The organism is Pseudomonas sp. PME37.24/006 (assembly GCF_055556635.1).
In genome coordinates this window covers 752554-769889 of record NZ_JBVHNL010000001.1, presented here as the reverse complement: position 1 = coordinate 769889, position 17336 = coordinate 752554, and the positions used below count along the sequence as shown (strand labels likewise).

Annotated in this window: 16 protein-coding genes; 7 read left to right on the top strand and 9 right to left on the bottom strand. The window is 62.6% G+C overall.

Features of this window, described 5'->3' with window-relative positions; all coding sequences use genetic code 11:
• Positions 1-62: 62 nt before the first annotated feature.
• The 5 genes from ACZ3GY_RS03540 (at position 63) to ACZ3GY_RS03520 (ending at position 6194) form a co-directional block, all read left to right on the top strand.
• A complete protein-coding gene (locus tag ACZ3GY_RS03540) occupies positions 63-482 on the top strand; it encodes a DNA polymerase III subunit chi (protein WP_465908954.1) in 420 nt (139 codons plus the stop codon).
• 7 nt (positions 483-489) lie between these two features.
• A complete protein-coding gene (locus ACZ3GY_RS03535; protein WP_465908953.1) occupies positions 490-894 on the top strand; it encodes a DNA polymerase III subunit chi in 405 nt (134 codons plus the stop codon).
• Between the two features lie 129 nt (positions 895-1023).
• Complete coding sequence (locus tag ACZ3GY_RS03530; RefSeq protein ID WP_465908952.1) at positions 1024-3855, top strand: valine--tRNA ligase; 2832 nt, start codon at positions 1024-1026, stop codon at positions 3853-3855.
• A gap of 133 nt (positions 3856-3988) precedes the next feature.
• Positions 3989-4285 carry a winged helix-turn-helix domain-containing protein gene (locus ACZ3GY_RS03525; RefSeq protein WP_463566016.1) on the top strand — a complete coding sequence of 99 codons (297 nt, stop codon included), beginning with the start codon at positions 3989-3991 and terminating at the stop codon, positions 4283-4285.
• 79 nt (positions 4286-4364) lie between these two features.
• Positions 4365-6194, top strand: a complete 1830-nt coding sequence (locus ACZ3GY_RS03520) for an SLC13 family permease (protein ID WP_465908951.1) — start codon at positions 4365-4367, stop codon at positions 6192-6194.
• Between the two features lie 216 nt (positions 6195-6410).
• Here ACZ3GY_RS03520 and ACZ3GY_RS03515 read toward each other — a convergent pair whose 3' ends face one another.
• The gene (locus ACZ3GY_RS03515; RefSeq protein WP_465908949.1) at positions 6411-6878 is read right to left on the bottom strand and encodes a bacteriohemerythrin; all 468 of its coding nucleotides are present in this window, start codon (positions 6876-6878) and stop codon (positions 6411-6413) included.
• Between the two features lie 198 nt (positions 6879-7076).
• Between ACZ3GY_RS03515 and rlmF the strand changes: the two genes are divergently transcribed.
• The gene (gene rlmF / locus ACZ3GY_RS03510) at positions 7077-8054 is read left to right on the top strand and encodes a 23S rRNA (adenine(1618)-N(6))-methyltransferase RlmF (protein WP_465908948.1); all 978 of its coding nucleotides are present in this window, start codon (positions 7077-7079) and stop codon (positions 8052-8054) included.
• Positions 8055-8116: 62 nt separating this feature from the next.
• Here rlmF and ACZ3GY_RS03505 read toward each other — a convergent pair whose 3' ends face one another.
• Positions 8117-8782, bottom strand: coding sequence for a DUF998 domain-containing protein (locus ACZ3GY_RS03505; RefSeq protein ID WP_465908947.1), 666 nt, complete (start codon positions 8780-8782; stop codon positions 8117-8119).
• A gap of 162 nt (positions 8783-8944) precedes the next feature.
• Here ACZ3GY_RS03505 and ACZ3GY_RS03500 point away from each other — a divergent pair, with 162 nt between their 5' ends.
• Positions 8945-10555, top strand: coding sequence for an NAD(P)/FAD-dependent oxidoreductase (locus ACZ3GY_RS03500; protein ID WP_465908946.1), 1611 nt, complete (start codon positions 8945-8947; stop codon positions 10553-10555).
• On the opposite strand, the gene ACZ3GY_RS03495 is transcribed toward ACZ3GY_RS03500, so the two are convergent.
• From ACZ3GY_RS03495 to ACZ3GY_RS03465, 7 genes are all read right to left on the bottom strand, one after another.
• Positions 10552-11058 (bottom strand): GNAT family N-acetyltransferase, encoded by a 507-nt coding sequence (locus tag ACZ3GY_RS03495; protein ID WP_463563943.1) that lies wholly within the window; start codon positions 11056-11058, stop codon positions 10552-10554. The two genes, ACZ3GY_RS03500 and ACZ3GY_RS03495, sit on opposite strands and share 4 nt — an antisense overlap.
• 94 nt (positions 11059-11152) lie before the next feature.
• Complete coding sequence (locus ACZ3GY_RS03490) at positions 11153-11485, bottom strand: Na+/H+ antiporter subunit G (protein WP_463566199.1); 333 nt, start codon at positions 11483-11485, stop codon at positions 11153-11155.
• A gap of 13 nt (positions 11486-11498) precedes the next feature.
• A complete protein-coding gene (locus ACZ3GY_RS03485; protein WP_463563942.1) occupies positions 11499-11768 on the bottom strand; it encodes a K+/H+ antiporter subunit F in 270 nt (89 codons plus the stop codon).
• Positions 11753-12256: a Na+/H+ antiporter subunit E gene (locus ACZ3GY_RS03480; RefSeq protein ID WP_463563941.1), complete on the bottom strand. Its 504-nt coding sequence runs from the start codon at positions 12254-12256 to the stop codon at positions 11753-11755. Before ACZ3GY_RS03480 ends, ACZ3GY_RS03485 begins: the two co-directional genes overlap by 16 nt.
• Positions 12253-13755, bottom strand: a complete 1503-nt coding sequence (locus ACZ3GY_RS03475) for a monovalent cation/H+ antiporter subunit D (RefSeq protein WP_465908945.1) — start codon at positions 13753-13755, stop codon at positions 12253-12255. The genes ACZ3GY_RS03480 and ACZ3GY_RS03475 overlap by 4 nt, the downstream gene beginning before the upstream one ends.
• The gene (locus ACZ3GY_RS03470; protein WP_042555263.1) at positions 13755-14081 is read right to left on the bottom strand and encodes a Na+/H+ antiporter subunit C; all 327 of its coding nucleotides are present in this window, start codon (positions 14079-14081) and stop codon (positions 13755-13757) included. Before ACZ3GY_RS03470 ends, ACZ3GY_RS03475 begins: the two co-directional genes overlap by 1 nt.
• Positions 14081-16873, bottom strand: a complete 2793-nt coding sequence (locus tag ACZ3GY_RS03465; protein ID WP_465908944.1) for a monovalent cation/H+ antiporter subunit A — start codon at positions 16871-16873, stop codon at positions 14081-14083. Before ACZ3GY_RS03465 ends, ACZ3GY_RS03470 begins: the two co-directional genes overlap by 1 nt.
• Positions 16874-17336 lie beyond the last annotated feature (463 nt).

Genomic DNA, 17336 nt, shown 5'->3' with positions numbered 1-17336 from the left:
AGCCTGAGCAGTGCGCCGCCCACTGGCGGCGCACTGCCTGATGGCTGTCTGCGGATACCTTCATGCCCCGAATAGAATTCTACGTACTGTCGTCGAGCACCACGGCCGAGCGCCTGCGCGCGGCCTGCCAGCTCGCCGGCAAGGCCTGGCGTCATGGTTTGCCAGTGTTCCTGCGCGGCAGCGACGCCGCACAATGCACAGAGCTCGACGAGCTGCTGTGGCGGGCCCGCCAGGAAAGCTTCATCCCCCACGACCTGCATCAGGACGACCCGAAATCACCCATCGTGATCGGCACCGACGAAGTGCCCGAGGTAGCTCAGGGCGTGCTGATCAACCTGGGCAGCACGCTCAGCCCACATATCGTGCATTTCAGTCGAGTTATCGAGATCGTCAACCAGGAACCCGACCTGCTGACCGCCTGCCGGGAGAATTTCCGCAGCTACCGTCAACAGGGCTATGATCCCAAACGTGTCGAACTGTAAAGCCCCCATGGACAACCCAAACCCACCGCAAAAACCCGGCGCCCTGCTGAACGATCTCGAGTCGATTCGCGAACTGCTGGGCGACGATCTCGATCCGCCCCTGCTGACCGAGAAATTCGACCCCGACGATATTCCGCTGCTCTCGGACGTAGTGCCTGCCCCCGCACCTAACCCGCGACCATCGGCAACGAGCGGTACTGCGACCGGCATGGCCTCCGAAAATGAGTTGCGTCAGACAGTGCAACGCGCCATTGGCCGGGACAACGAGATCAACCGTCTCGACAGCGAACTACGCGCCGCTGCTCAGTTACTCCTGCAGGATGTGATCGACGACTTCGTGCCGCAGATCGAAGCCGAACTCAAGCGTCGCCTGCAAGCACGCCTGCACCGCTTGCTACCACAACGTCGATAACACCCCTCAAGCGCTAGCCAAACGCCCCTCTCCGCTCGACCGATAGCCTCGAGAGCGGAGGAAAACTGCACGGCGGTTGGTTATACTGCTCGGCTTTTCCGATCAGACGCCAGAAGGGTCCCGCCACGCATGGACAAGACCTACCAGCCCCACGCCATCGAAACCGCCCTGTACGAAAACTGGGAGGCGAAGGGCTACTTCGCTCCGCAGGGTTCCGGTGACCCTTACACCATCATGATCCCGCCGCCGAACGTGACCGGCAGCCTGCACATGGGCCACGGGTTCAACAACGCGATCATGGATGCCCTGATCCGCTTCCGCCGCATGCAGGGTCGCAACACCCTGTGGCAGCCGGGCACCGATCACGCCGGCATTGCCACGCAGATGGTGGTGGAACGTCAACTGGCCGCTCAGGGTATCGATCGCCATGATCTGGGCCGCGAGAAATTCCTCGACAAGGTCTGGGATTGGAAAGCCGAGTCCGGTGGCAACATCACCCGGCAGATCCGTCGCCTGGGCTCGTCCGTGGATTGGTCGCGCGAGCGCTTCACCATGGACGACGGCCTGTCCGAAGCGGTCAAGGAAGCTTTCGTGCGCCTGCACGAGGACGGCCTGATCTACCGTGGCAAGCGTCTGGTCAACTGGGACACCAAGTTCCACACCGCCATTTCCGATCTGGAAGTTGAAAGCCACGACGAGAAGGGCCACCTGTGGAACCTTCGCTACCCGCTGGCTGACGGCAACAAGACCGCCGAAGGCGCCGACTACCTGATCGTCGCCACCACGCGTCCGGAAACCATGCTGGGTGACGCAGCCGTCGCCGTGAACCCGGAAGACGAACGCTACAAGGCCCTGATCGGCCAGTACGTCGAACTGCCGCTGCTTGGCCGCCGCATCCCGATCATCGCGGACGATTACTGCGACCCGGAATTCGGTACCGGCTGCGTGAAGATCACCCCGGCCCACGACTTCAACGACTATGAGGTCGGCAAGCGCCACAACCTGCCGCTGATCAACATCTTCGACCAGGACGCAGCTGTGCTGCCGGGTGCGCAGATCTTCAACATCGACGGCAGCGTCAACGCCCTGCTCGATGCCAGCCTGCCTGCCGAATACGCCGGCCTGGATCGCTTCGAAGCGCGTAAGCAAATCGTCGCCGCCTTCGATGCCCTCGGGCTGCTGGAAAAGATCGACGACCACGCCCTGAAAGTCCCGAAGGGCGACCGCTCCGGCACCATCATTGAGCCGTGGCTGACCGATCAGTGGTACGTGTCCACCAAGCCACTGGCCGAGAAGGCCATCGAAGTGGTCGAGAACGGCGAGATCCAGTTCGTGCCCAAGCAGTACGAAAACATGTACTTCAGCTGGATGCGCGACATCCAGGACTGGTGCATCAGCCGTCAGCTCTGGTGGGGCCACCGCATTCCGGCCTGGTACGACCAGTCGGGCAACGTCTATGTCGGCCGTGACGAAGCGGAAGTACGCGCCAAGCACAACCTGGGCGACATCCCGCTGCGCCAGGACGACGACGTACTGGATACCTGGTTCAGCTCGGGCCTGTGGACCTTCTCCACCCTCGGCTGGCCGGAAGAGACCGACTTCCTGAAGACCTTCCACCCGACCGACGTGCTGGTCACCGGTTTCGACATCATCTTCTTCTGGGTTGCCCGGATGATCATGCTGTCCACCCACCTGACCAAGCAGATCCCGTTCAAGACCGTGTACGTTCACGGCCTGGTACGCGACGGCCTGGGCCAGAAGATGTCCAAGTCCAAGGGCAACGTCCTCGACCCGCTGGACATCGTCGATGGCATCGACCTCGACACCCTGCTGGCCAAACGCACCAGCGGTATGATGCAGCCCAAGCTTGCCGAGAAGATCGCCAAGCAGACCAAGGCCGAGTTCCCGGAAGGGATCGCCAGCTACGGTACCGACGCCCTGCGCTTCACCTTCTGCTCGCTGGCCACCACCGGCCGCGACGTGAAGTTCGACATGGGCCGCGTCGAGGGCTATCGCAACTTCTGCAACAAGCTGTGGAACGCCGCCAACTTCGTCATCGAGAACACCGATGGCCAGGACACCGGTATCAATGGTGAGCAGGTCGATCTGTCGCCGGTCGATCGCTGGATCATTTCCGCGCTGCAGCGTTGCGAGCAGGACGTGACCCGCCACCTCGACGCCTTCCGCTTCGACCTGGCGACCCAGGCCCTGTACGAGTTCGTCTGGGACGAGTACTGCGCCTGGTACCTGGAACTGGTCAAGCCGGTGCTGTGGGACGAGAACGCCCCAGTTGAGCGCCAGCGCGGCACCCGCCGCACGTTGGTGCGTGTGCTGGAAGTGATCCTGCGTCTGGCTCACCCGTTCATGCCGTTCATCACCGAAGAAATCTGGCAGCGCATCAAGGGCCAGGCCGCCGTCAGCGGCGAGACGCTGATGCTGCAACCCTGGCCGGTGGCTAACGAAAGCCGTATCGACGTGGCGGCCGAGGGCGACATCGAGTGGGTCAAGCAACTGATGCTCGGCGTGCGGCAGATCCGTGGCGAGATGAAGATCTCCATGGCCAAGCGCATCGACGTCATTCTCGCCAACGCCAACACCGAAGACCTGCGACGCCTGAACGACAACGCCCCGCTGCTCAACAAACTGGCCAAGTTCGAGTCGGTGAAGGTACTGGCAGCTGGTGAAGAAGCGCAGATGTCCGCCACCGCCCTGGTCGGCGACATGCAGGTACTGGTGCCGATGGCCGGGCTGATCGACAAGGAAGCCGAACTGGCGCGCCTGGACAAGGAAATCCAGCGCCTGGAAGGTGAAGCCAAGCGGATCGGCGGCAAGCTGGCTAATGAGGGCTTCGTCGCCAAGGCTCCGGCTGAAGTACTGGAGAAGGAGCGCGCCAAGCTGGCCGAGGCCGAGCAGGCGCTGGCCAATCTGGTGGAGCAGCGCGGCAAGATCGCCAGCCTCTAAACCAGCGCGCAACTGACAACGGCCTGCCGTGGCGAAAGCCCGGCAGGCCGTTGTCGTTTGTGGCCAGCCTGTTTGTTATCCCGGCCCGGCACGCAGTATCCTCGAAGCTCCTCACATGATCGGGCCCCTGCAAATGGACGTGAGCAAGACCAAGACCAGTTTCTACCGCCGCCTCTACGTCGCCTGGCTGATCGACAGTGGCGCCGCCGATAGCGTGCCAGCCCTGATGGCCGCCACCGGCATGCCACGGCGCACCGCCCAGGACACCCTGAGCGCGCTGGAGGAGCTGGATATCGACTGCCAGTTCCAGCAGCAGGACGGCGAGCGCAACAACGCCGGTCACTACGTGATCCGCGACTGGGGCGCCATCGACAAACGCTGGATCGCCGCCAACCTGCAGCAGATCAAGGCTGTCCTCGGCTATCCCTGAAACACTGCAGGAAACTCATACGATCTCGCGCTAAGGCCTGAGTAACGGCCAAGGCAGCAGATCGGGGCAAGGAGCCAGAATGACCTTCGACCTATTCATGGTGCTCGGCCTTCTGTTCAGCGCAGTGGTGTTGTTCGTCATCAACAAACCGCGCATGGACGTGGTCGCACTGATGATCATCGTCGCCCTGCCGATCACGGGCGTGCTCAGCATCCAGGAAACCCTGGCCGGCTTTAGCGACCCCAGCGTGATCCTGATTGCCGCGCTGTTCGTGATCGGTGAGGGCTTGGTGCGTACCGGAATCGCCTACCGCCTCGGCGACTGGCTGGTGGCCAGGGCTGGCAGCAGTGAAACCCGTCTGCTGGTCTTACTGATGGTAGCAGTGGCCGGGCTCGGCTCGGTGATGAGCTCTACCGGCGTGGTGGCGATCTTCATCCCGGTAGTGCTCGGTGTGGCGGCGCGGCTGAAGATCGCCCCGGGCCGATTGATGATGCCGCTGGCGTTCGCCGGCTTGATCAGCGGAATGCTGACCCTGGTGGCCACGCCGCCGAACATGGTGGTGCACAGCGAGCTGCTGCGCGCTGGTCTGCCGGGCTTCGACTTCTTCAGCTTCACGCCCATCGGGCTGACCGTGCTGGTGCTTGGTGTGCTCTACATGCTCGCCACACGTCGCTGGCTGCAACGTGACGTCGATGGCGACGCATCGGCAGCGCCGCGCCTGACCCTTGGCGACCTGGCCAACAGCTACCGTCTCCACGAGCGCGAACGACGCCTGCGCGTACGCGCCGACTCACCACTTGCCAACCAGGCGCTGGACGAGTTGCACCTGCGCTCGCAGTACGGCATCAACGTGATCGCCGTGGAGCGTCAGCGGCAGTTCCGCAACCTGTTGCTGATGGCCACCGGCAATACTCAACTGCAGCCCGACGACGTGCTGCTGGTCGACCTGGCCAGCCCGGCCATCGCCCTGCTCGGCGCCTATCAGGAGTTGGGCCTGGAAGCGTTGCCGCTGCGCAATTCCTACTACAGCGTGCACTCCCACGAATTGGGGCTGGCCGAAGTGGCGTTGCCGCCGGAATCGCAGCTACCGGGCAAGAGCATTCAGGAGCTCGGTCTGCGCAGCCGCTACAAACTCAACGTGGTTGGTCTGCGCCGTCATGGCCAGGCACTCGAAGGCCTGCTGGTGGACGAGAAGCTGAGCCACGCCGACACCCTGCTGGTGGCCGGCAGCTGGAAGCGGATCCATCACCTGCAAAGCCTCAATCGCGACTTTCTGGTGCTCAGCCTGCCCGCCGAGGTCGACGAGGTGGCCCCCGCCGCGCGCCAGGCGCCCTATGCCCTGCTGAGCCTGGCGGTGATGGTCGGTCTGATGATCAGCGGCCTGGTGCCCAACGTCATGGCCGCACTGATCGGCTGCCTGCTGATGGGCGCCTTCCGCTGCGTCGACATGCCCAGTGCCTACCGGTCGATCCACTGGCCGAGCCTGATCCTGATCGTCGGCATGCTGCCCTTCGCCCTGGCCCTGCAGAAAACCGGAGGAATCGACCTGGCGGTCAACGGCCTGGTCGGGGCGCTTGGCGAAGCCGGGCCGCGCGTAATTCTCGCCAGCCTGTTCGCCGTCACCGCCCTGATCGGCCTGTTCATCTCCAACACCGCAACAGCGGTGCTGATGGCCCCGGTGGCGATCGCCACGGCCCAGGCGCTGGGCGCCTCACCCGTACCCTTCGCCATGACCGTCGCCCTGGCAGCCTCGGCCGCGTTCATGACGCCGATCTCGTCGCCAGTGAATACCCTGGTGCTAGGGCCGGGCCAGTACCGCTTTGGGGATTTCGTGCGCATCGGCGTGCCGTTCACCATCCTGGTGATGATCGTCAGCGTGGTGATGGTGCCGTGGATATTTCCGCTCTAGCTCACGGAAAAGACAGCAGCGGGATTAAAGGCGGGAGCGGCCGTTCGGTGTGGACAGGTGATCAGATCGTTCCTCACGCTCCGCGTGGGAATGCGTTCAGGGACGCTCTGCGTCTCCGCAGGCTAGGGAAGCGGGCACAGAGCGCCCTGGCCCAGGCTCCCACGCTGGAGCGTGGGAGCCATCAACAGATGCACGCTTGCGCCTTGAAACATCCGACTACGCCGCGCGGAAGAAACGGCGCTTGGCGCGGCTCAACCAGCCATCTTCGCTCCTGTCGGCGGCCAGGCGGCGCAGGTTTTCGGTGACCGCCGCCACGTAGTTCTGGTCGTCGTTGCGGATATGCCCGAACAGCCAGCGCCCGAGCAGGCTGCGCAATTCGTCGCAGACGTCTTCGCCCTGCTTGAATCGCATGCGGTAGTCGTCGACCCGCTTGATGAAAATGTCGTGCACCCGTTTGTGGGCCTTGGTGAAGACGTAGCCGGCCTCCTCGAGCATCGCCTCTTCGAAGGCGAAGTGCGAGGTGGTGTAATCCACCAGTTCCTCGATCACCAGCGCCACGCCCTCGCGGGCGCCCTTCTGCTGCGCGACGTATAGCTCATTGATCATGTCGACGATACGCCGGTGCTGGCCGTCGATCACCGCGATTCCGGTGTTCAGATCATCGCTCCAATTCAGATAGGCCATGCTCGGCCTCCGTGTCATTCCCAAGATGCAGCCAGTCTAGGGCTGAGCAAGCAGCAGCCCTTTGACCTGGGTCAGTGCGCATCCCGACACTTGAGGGCGGCTGGCAGCGGTTTTCCGATAGCTCTGTAAAAAGCCGGCAAGCACGCCGCTACCGCCTGTGGGAAAATGCGCGCCTCGCCCTTTCCGTGATCCATCAGCATGCCCGCCAAACGCCCACCGAAATCATCCGCCCCCTCAGCCGACAAGGGCCAGTTGCATCCGCGCAACCGCCATCAGGGGCGTTATGACTTTCCGGCGCTGATCAAGACCAGCCCGGAGCTGGCGGCGTTCGTGATCATCAATCCGTACGGTAAGGAGAGCATCGACTTCGCCAACCCGGCGGCGGTCAAGGTGTTCAACCGTGCCCTGCTCCGGCAGTTCTACGGCATCACGCACTGGGACATTCCGGCGGACTACCTGTGCCCGCCCATACCCGGGCGAGCGGATTACCTGCATTACCTGGCCGATTTGCTGGCGACCGACAACACCGGCGAGATCCCCAGAGGCGCGACGATACGGGCGCTGGATATCGGCGTAGGCGCCAACTGCATCTACCCGCTGCTCGGCAACCGCGAGTACGGCTGGCATTTTCTGGGGGCCGATATCGCGCCTCAGGCCATCGCCTCTGCGAAGGCCATCGTGCAGTCGAATCCCGGCCTGAGCGAGCAGATCGAATTGCGCCTGCAGCCGGATGCGGGGCATGTGTTGAGCGGTTTTCTGGCCCCTGAAGAGCGCTTCGAGCTGACCCTGTGCAACCCGCCCTTCCATGCCTCGGCAGACGAAGCCACCAGCGGCAGCAAGCGCAAATGGCGCAACCTCGGCAAGCTCGACCCCAAGCGCAAGCTGCCGGTGCTGAACTTCGGCGGCCAAGCTGCTGAACTGTGGTGCCCTGGCGGCGAAGCGGCGTTCGTCGCCAGGCTGATTCGCGAAAGCGCCGACCACCGCGAGCAGGTGCTGTGGTTCAGCACGTTGATTTCCAAATCCGGCAACCTGCCCGGTGTGTACGCCACGCTGAAGAAAGTCGGCGCCCTGGAAACGCGCACCGTGGAAATGAGCCAGGGCCAGAAGCAGAGCCGCTTCGTGGCCTGGACGTTCCACGATGCCGAACAGCGTCAGCGCTGGCTGCAGGCTCGTTGAAATTGCTGGGGCCTGGACACAAGCGCCATCAGCGGCACAGGCACACCGTTAACGAATGCGAGCTAGAACCTCGATCGGCGCATCAACATCAACGCCAGCGCGGCCAGCCATAGCAGCGACACCCCGTAATTGATGCGTTGATAGAGGCCGAAACCCTGCCCGTTTTGCACGGCGGCCGCCATCAACGGCAGGGTGCCGAGCGCCACTAGCGTGCACAGCAGAGAGAACCAGGAAAACTGCCGGGAGCCGAGCAGGCGGCGGCCCAGATAGACCCACAGTGCACTGGCAAGCAACAGACTGAGCGCCATGACCAGCCCCGCCAGGTTATGCAGGTTCTGGCTGGTCGACGGGCTTTGCGGCGCACAACCCGCGTCACAGGCGAAGTAGCCGGTGCCGAAGCTACCCAGGCCGTGGAGGATGATCAGCAGGCCACTGAAGCGCGCCCAATGGTTATCGAAGCTCAGCAGCACGGCGACGCCGAACAGCATGAACAGCGCACCCAACGGGAAGTTGTTGATCAGCGGCGAGATGAATTGAGTGGGTGCACCTTCGGCGCCGAACAGGCTCATGGCCTGATCGAAGTGGCTATAACCGGGATAAAGCGCGCCAGCCAGAGCCACGCCAAGCGCCAGCCAGAGAGGCGTGATCAGACCGGCCAGATAACCAAGGGTCAATGTCCTGTGCGACTGCATGCGAATGTCCTTTTGCGCCAGTGGAGTACCAGGCATTGACGCAGCCGATCCTTAAACGGGCACACCCGAACACCGAGCCTATTGCCGCTGCCCGTCGACTGCGACACGCGAACTGCAGCCTGACGAGCGTTTTTCGTCCATAATCGCCGCCCTCGAAAAGCTGCCGGGTGACCTCCGGCCCTGATAGGTAGACTTCACATGCTGCGCATCACCGAACTGAAACTGCCCCTCGACCATGCGGACGACGCGTTGCGCCCCGCCCTGGTCGAGCGCTTGGCTATCGAAGACAGCGAACTGCTCGAGTTCAGCGTGTTCAAGCGCAGCTACGATGCCCGCAAGAAGTCCGGCGACATGCCCTTCATCTATACCATCGACTTCAGCGTGCGCGACGAAGCGGCGCTGCTGGCGCGCCTGAACAACGACCGCAACCTCGGCATCGCCCCGGACGTGCGTTACAAGCCGCTGAGCATTCCTGCAGAACAGCAACCGCAACAGCGCCCGCTGGTGATCGGTTTCGGCCCTTGCGGCATCTTTGCTGCCCTGCTGCTGGCACAGATGGGTCTCAAGCCGATCGTCCTCGAACGTGGCAAGGAAGTGCGCCAGCGCACCAAGGACACCTGGGGTCTGTGGCGCAAGAACGTGCTCGACCCGGAGTCCAACGTGCAATTCGGCGAAGGCGGCGCAGGCACCTTCTCCGATGGCAAGCTGTATAGCCAGATCAAGGATCCGAACCACTACGGCCGCAAAGTGCTCGAGGAATTCGTCAAGGCTGGTGCGCCGGAGGAGATCCTCTATGTCAGCAAGCCGCATATCGGTACCTTCCGCCTGACTGGCGTGGTCGCCAGCATGCGTGAAGAGATCAAGGCACTGGGCGGCGAAGTACGCTTTCAGCAACGTGTCAGTGATGTGCTGATCGAAGACGGTCAACTGGTCGGCGTGGAACTGGAGAACGGCGAACAGGTGCACAGCCGCCACGTCATCCTGGCCCTCGGCCACAGCTCCCGGGATACTTTCCGCGCGCTGCACAAACGCGGCGTGTTCATGGAAGCCAAGCCCTTCTCGGTGGGTTTCCGGATAGAACACCCGCAGTCGCTGATCGACCGCGCCCGCCTCGGCAAGTACGCCGGTCACCCGAAGCTTGGCGCAGCCGACTACAAGCTGGTGCACCACGCCAAGAACGGCCGTTCGGTGTACAGCTTCTGCATGTGCCCGGGCGGCACCGTGGTCGCCGCCACCAGCGAGCCGCATCGCGTGGTAACCAACGGCATGAGCCAGTACTCGCGCAACGAGCGTAACGCCAACGCCGGTATCGTCGTCGGCATTACCCCGGAGCAGGATTACCCCGGTGGCCCGCTGGCAGGTATCGAGCTGCAGGAGCGTCTGGAGTCACATGCCTACGTGCTGGGCGGCAGCAACTACGAAGCACCGGGACAGCTGGTGGGCGACTTTATCGCTGGCAAACCGAGCGAAGCCCTGGGCAGCGTCGAGCCGTCCTACAAGCCAGGGATCAAGCTGGGTGATCTGGCAGAGGCCCTGCCGGACTTCGCCATCGAGGCGATCCGTGAGGCACTGCCGGCCTTCGGCAAGCAGATCAGGGGCTTCGATCTGCACGATGCGGTGCTTACCGGCATCGAAACCCGTACCTCGTCGCCGCTGCGAATCACCCGCGGTGAAGACCTGCAGAGCCTCAACGTGCGTGGTCTGTTCCCGGCAGGCGAAGGTGCAGGTTACGCCGGCGGCATTCTCTCCGCCGGTGTCGATGGCATCCGCGTTGCGGAAGGCGTGGCACGAGCACTACTGGCCGACTAGGCGGATTGCCAGCGGCACAAGGTAGTACGCTGCGAGCCGTTGGGCCGGCGTTCGGGATCATCGTAACGGCTGATCTCGACGAACCCGGCCTTGCGCATCATGCCCGCCGAGGCCGCGTTCTCTTCATGGCGGTCGATATAGATATCGCTGATGCCCTCGCTGCGGATATCCGTCACCACCTGGCGCAGTAACGCCGAACCCAGCCCGCGCCCCGCCATGTCCCTATGGGTAACGGCTTCGCAAATATAGGCATGCTCGTCATCGCTTCGGCTCAGGGGCTGATACTCATGGAACCAGGTGGTACGCACGTGGCTGACGAACCCCAGCAGCCCACCCTCACCTTCCGCCAACAACGCCCGCGTGCTGCCGTCGGCGATGCCCTGCAAATGGGCAGTCACCTCTGCGTACGGTAAATGATTCCAGGTATTGGGGCCGTGTTCGAAGATCAGCGCACAGAGCGCTTCGATGTCAGCGGCGGTCGCCGTACGTGGTTGCCACTGCATCTGCCAGGCCTCCCTCAGGGATAGTGCTGATGCAGTGTAGGCGTGATGCAGAGCCGCCGACAGACACAGTCAGGCGGCAAACGGGCAGCCCAGTTCAGGACTCCCAAGGCCGCCCGCGAGTACGACGCACCAGCTTGACCTTCTGCTGCATCGCCGCCTTGGCGAGCATGTGGGCACTGACCGGGGCGGTGATGAACAGGAACATGACGATCAGCAGTTCGTGGAAGCTCAGGCCTTCCTCGTGATTACCGAAGAAGATCATCGACGCCACTATCATACTGCCCACCCCCAGCGTGGTGGCCTTGGTCGGACCGTGCAGGCGGGTGAAGAAGTCCGGCAGACGGTACAGGCCGATGGCGCCGATCAGCGCAAACGAGCAGCCGACCAGCAGAAAAAACGCCACCAGTGCTTCGATCCAGAATGGCATGGCAATACGCTCCTCAGTCGATGATCTCGCCGTGCAGCAGGTGTTTGCCTACTGCCACGGTGCCGACGAAACCCATGATGGCGATCAGCAGCGCCGCCTCGAAAAACAGATCCGACTTCAGCCAGATGCCGAATATCACGATCAACGCCAAGGCATTGATGTACAGCGTATCCAGTGCCAGTACCCGATCCGGCATGTCAGGACCTTTGACCAGGCGAATCACGTTGAGCAGGACAGCGACGCCGAGCAGCGCCAAACACAGAGGTATCACGTAGGCGAGCATTCGAAAATCTCCATCAGCGGGGCTTCATAGCGCAACTTGACCTGGGCGATCAGTGCCTCGCTATCAGCCACGTCCAGGCCGTGTAGCAGCAGGATTTTATGGTCGCCGCTGAGGCCGGAGGACACGGTTCCGGGGGTCAACGATACGATGCAGGCAAGTACCGAGAGCATGAATTCGTTCTCGATGGCCATTGGCACCTCGACGAAGGCAGGACGCAACTTGCGCGTGGGGCCCAGCACCAGTCGCGCGACATGCAGATTGGCGAGCACGATGTCCCAGAGCACCATCAGCAGGTAACGACAAAGCAACAAAGGCCGGCGCAGCCGCGGCACGTCGAGCATGAAATCGCGACACAGCAGCGCGATGCCCCAACCAAGGAAAGCGCCCAGCAACAGGTGACCGAAACTCGGGGAGTTGACCAGTAACAGCCAGATCACCGTAAGCAGCACGATGAGCATGGGGTTGGGGAACCATCTGGATAGGCTCATACAGCACCTCCGCGCACGATCTGCAGGTAGCTATCGACATCCAGTAACTGCTGCGCAGCGGCCTGCACGTACGCATAAATCGGCTGCGCCGCAACGACCAGAAGCGGCCCGCCCGCCAGCAGGCCGATGGCCGCCAGGGCGCGAACCCAGTCGAATTCGGCAGCCGACGCCGGTTCCCCGCTGCAGCGCCAGAACAGCGTGCTACCGGCGCGCGCCAGGGCGATCACCATGCCTAGCCCACCGACCAGCACCACAGGCCAGAGCACCAACGCCTCGCTACCGGTTTGCACCGAGCGCAGCAACATCAGCTTGCCCAGAAAGCCCGAGAACGGCGGCAGGCCGGCAACGGAAATGGCACCGATGAAGAACAGCCCGCCGAGCAGTTTCGGTTGCAGCAGCTGTGGCCCCTTGCGCAGCCGCAAGCCAATCTCGCCACGCTGGCGCGCCAGCAGGTCGGCAAGCAGGAACAAGCCGCCGCACACCCAGGTGCTGTGTATCAGGTAATAGAGCGCGGCACCCAGACTCTGCGCCGTGCCCAAGGCAACGCCCGCCAGCAGGGTACCGACCGAAACGATCACCAGATAGCCGATCAATCGGCCCAGGCTGCGCGCGGCCAGGGCACCGATCACACCCGCCGCCAGGGTCAGTGCAGCCAGCGGCCACAGCAGGTAGTCGACCAGGTGGGCCAGCTCGCCCGCCTCGCTGCCGAACACCAGGGTGAAGACGCGGATCACCGCATACAGACCAACCTTGGTCATGATCGCGAACAGCGCGGCCACTGGCGCCGTGGCGGCCGCGTAGGCGTTGGGCAACCAGAAATAAAGCGGCAGGATAGCGCCCTTGAGGCCGAACACGATCAGCAGCAGGTAGCCGGCAGCAGCGATCAGCGGCTGACGATCGGCATCGGCGTCGGCAACCTTCAGCGCCAGATCCGCGATGTTCAGGGTGCCGAGCAGGCCATAGAGCATGCCCACGCCGATCAGGAAGAACGACGAGGCCACCAGGTTGAGCACCACATAATGCATGCCCGCCTTGATCCGCTTCGGGCCACCGCCATAGACCAGCAGCGAGTAAGAGGCGATCAGCAGAATTTCGAAGAACACGAACAGGTTGAACAGATCGCCGGTAAGAAACGCACCGTTGATACCGAGCAACTGGAACTGCATCAGAGCGTGGAAGTTCGGCCCGCGCTCATCGTCGCCACGCACGGCATACAGCATGGCGAAACTGGCCAGCACCGCGGTGACCAGCAACATCAGCGCCGCCAGCCGGTCGAGCAGCAGCACGATGCCGAAAGGTGCCTGCCAGTTGCCTAGGGCATAGACCTGCAGTGCACCGGCGTCCGCTTGCACTACCAGCCAGACGCTCAGTGGCAACAGTGCCCAGGTGGCCAGCAGGGAAATCCAGCGCTTGGCCGTCAGCGACAACTGTGAGCGAACCAGCAGCAGGCTGCCGGTGAACAGCGGTATGAGGATGGGCAGGATCAACGCGTGATTCATCAGCGCGGCTCCTCCCCATCCACATGGTCGGTACGCAGCTCGCCCAACGCGCGCAGCGACAGCACCACAACGAACGCAGTCATGGCGAAACCGATGACGATGGCGGTGAGCACCAGCGCCTGGGGAATCGGGTCACCGTGTTCGCTGCTCTTGCCGATCACCGCCGGCACACCGGTACCCAGACGGCCCATGGCGAACAGGAACAGGTTGACCGCATAGGAGATCAGAGTGAGGCCCATGACCACCGGGTAGATACGCGCGCGCATCAGCAAGTACACACCGCTGGCGGCCAGCACGCCCAGGGTAATGGCGAATAGCGCTTCCATCAGAGTACCTCCTTGCTCGATTCGTCCTGACTGACGTGACCGATGTTGGACAGGATCAGCAGCGTGGAGCCGACCACAGCCAGATACACGCCGAGGTCGAAAAACAGTGCGGTAGCCAGCTCGAATTCACCGATCAGCGGCAGATGGAAATGGTCGAAGGCCGAGGTCAGGAACGGCGCGCCAAAGGCCAGGCTGCCAAGGCCGGTAAGTGCGGCGATCATCACGCCAAGCCCGGCGATGCTGTGGAAGCTCCAGGGTATGCGCCGCTGCGTCCATTCGACGCCATGGGCCACGTACTGCAGGATCAGGGCGACAGCAGTGATCAGGCCGGCGATGAAGCCGCCACCAGGCAGGTTGTGCCCGCGCAGGAAGATGAAGGCCGACACCAGCAGGGCCATGGGCAGAAGCACACGGGCAATACTGTCGAGGATCATCGGGTGGCTGTCGAGCGACCAGGGCTTGCCGTTAGGGTCGTTGAGCGGATGTGGCAGGTGCAGCCCGGCCAGCAAGCCGTAGATGCCTATCGCGGCAATGGCCAGCACACCGATCTCGCCAAGGGTATCGAAACCGCGGAAGTCGACCAGAATCACATTGACCACGTTGGTACCGCCACCGCCACTGACACTGTTCTCGAGGAAGAACGAGGCGATGCTGTCGTAGGGGCGCGTCATGACTGCGTAAGCCAGCAGCGCGACGGCGATACCGGTACCACCGGCCAGCAGCACGTCACGCAGGCCACGCAGGCTGCTCGACTCCATCGGCGTACGATCCGGCATGAAGAACAGCGCCAGTACCAGCAGGATGATGGTCACCACTTCCACGGAGAGTTGGGTCAATGCCAGATCCGGTGCGGAATACCGGGCGAACGCCAGGGCCACCATCAGCCCGGCACAACTCAGGGTCATCAGCGCCTTGAGGCGATTGCGGTGGAACACCACCGTGAGCACGGCCATCACGCACAGCACCAACATGCCGAGCACGGTAATGCCATCGAATGGTGATAGCGGTATCTCACCGCCCAGCGAGTCCATCGACGACAGAGCAACGGTGATGAGCGCCAGGACGCTGCACAGCAGCAGCGCGATATAGCGTTGGAGCGAACCACTCTCAAGCAACCTGGTGACCCAGCGAGCAGCCTTTACCAGCCGGTTTATGAGCAGCTCGAACATCTCCTTGGCATCGACCTCCGGCATGCCGTTGTACCAGCGGAACAGCGGCTCGCGACAGACATAGACGATGATCCCGCCCACCAGAGCGATCACGCTCATGCCCAGCGGCAGGTTGAACCCGTGCCAGATCGACAGGCTGTAATAAGGGACTTCGCCACCCAGCGTTGCCGAGGCCGCGGAGGCCAGCAGCGGCGCCACGGTGTAGGCCGGCAGCATGCCTACCAGCAGACACAGGAAGACCAGCACTTCCACCGGAATTTTCATGTAACGCGGCGGCTCATGGGGCGGATATTTGGGCAGATCCTTCGGCTCGCCGTTGAAGAACACATCGTGGATGAAGCGCAGCGAGTAGGCGACCGAGAACACCCCGGCCAGTGTCGCGGCAGCAGGAATCATCCAGTTGAAGATACCGAGCAGATTCTGATTGAGTGTCTCGCTGAAGAACATCTCCTTGCTCAGGAAGCCGTTCAGCAGCGGTACCCCGGCCATCGCCGATGCCGCCACCATGGCCAGCACGGCAGTGTGCGGCATGTACTTCCATAGCCCGGCGATACGCCGCATGTCGCGGCTTCCGGTTTCATGGTCGATGATCCCGGCGGCCATGAACAGCGAGGCCTTGAAGGTCGCATGGTTGATGATGTGGAACACCGCCGCAACCGAGGAAATATCGGTATTGAAGCCGAACAACAGGGTGATCAGCCCGAGGTGGCTGATGGTCGAGTAGGCCAGCAGCCCCTTGAGATCGTGCTGGAACAACGCCATGCCAGCACCGAACAGCAGGGTCGCCATGCCCGTCACGCTGACCAGATAGAACCACCATTCGGTGCCGGCCAGAGCCGGGTAAAAGCGCGCCAGGAGGAACACGCCGGCCTTGACCATGGTCGCCGAGTGCAGATAGGCCGACACCGGGGTAGGTGCCGCCATCGCCTGGGGCAGCCAGAAATGGAAGGGAAATTGCGCAGACTTGGTAAACACGCCCAACAGGATCAGGATCAGCGTAACCGGGTACAGGGCGTGGTTACGGATTACATCGCCAGCCGCCAGGACCTGGGTCAGTTCGAAGCTGCCGACGATATTGCCAAGCAACAGAATCCCCGCCAGCAAGGCCAGGCCACCACCGCCCGTGACGGTCAGGGCCATGCGCGAGCCGCGACGCGCATCCGAGCTGCCACTCCAGAAGCCAATCAACAGGAACGACGACAGGCTGGTCAGTTCCCAGAACACCATCATCAACAGCATGTTTTCCGAGAGCACCACGCCCAACATGGCGCCCATGAACAGCAGCAGGTAGGCGAAGAAGCGCCCCATCGGCTCCTGCTTTCCCAGGTAATAGCGGGCGTAGAGGATCACCAGCAAGCCAATGCCGAGAATCATCAAGGCGAACAGAAAACCCAGGCCGTCCAGGCGCAGGCTCAGATCCAAGCCAAGATCCGACAGCCATGGATAGCGGACGATCTGTACTTCGCCAGCGAACACCGCAGGCTGCTGCAGCCACAGCAGGATCAGCGCAGCCGCTGGCCCCATCGCAGCCGCCAGAGCACAGAGCGAGCGCCCCATGCGGTCAGCCAGCAACGGCAGAAATATGCCTAGAAATGGTAAGGCGATGATCAGCGCAAGCGCCATACACTAAACCCCTTGTACAAGCCCGTCATGCCGCCAGACGGCCAGTTAGTGTGTGCCAGAATACCGGGCGCCTGGCGTCCGGCCGATCCCTGCGATGGTGGTGTGCGTGATGCCAACCCAGCAGGCGGAGAAACCGCCCGTAGCAGCCCAACTCGGAGCATGCCAAGTCAGTTTCGATCAATCTCCGCATAAACTGCGGTCGCTCTAACTGACTGGCTAAACACCTGCGGCGTTCGACTTGTTTTTACAGTCGCGGGCCACGAGCGCGCTGACGGGGAAAGCGTCCGCGATTATGCTTAACTATCGACTGCACGTCATGGATAGAATTATTACTAAAACTATCTTCAGACGATTCCAGAGCAGTATTTCCCAACAATATTTCAAATGCTCTAGATAGCGCTTTACCAGCGATATCACCCACAAAAAAGGCCGGATCGGCAAGCCGACCCGGCCTTCGTGCAGC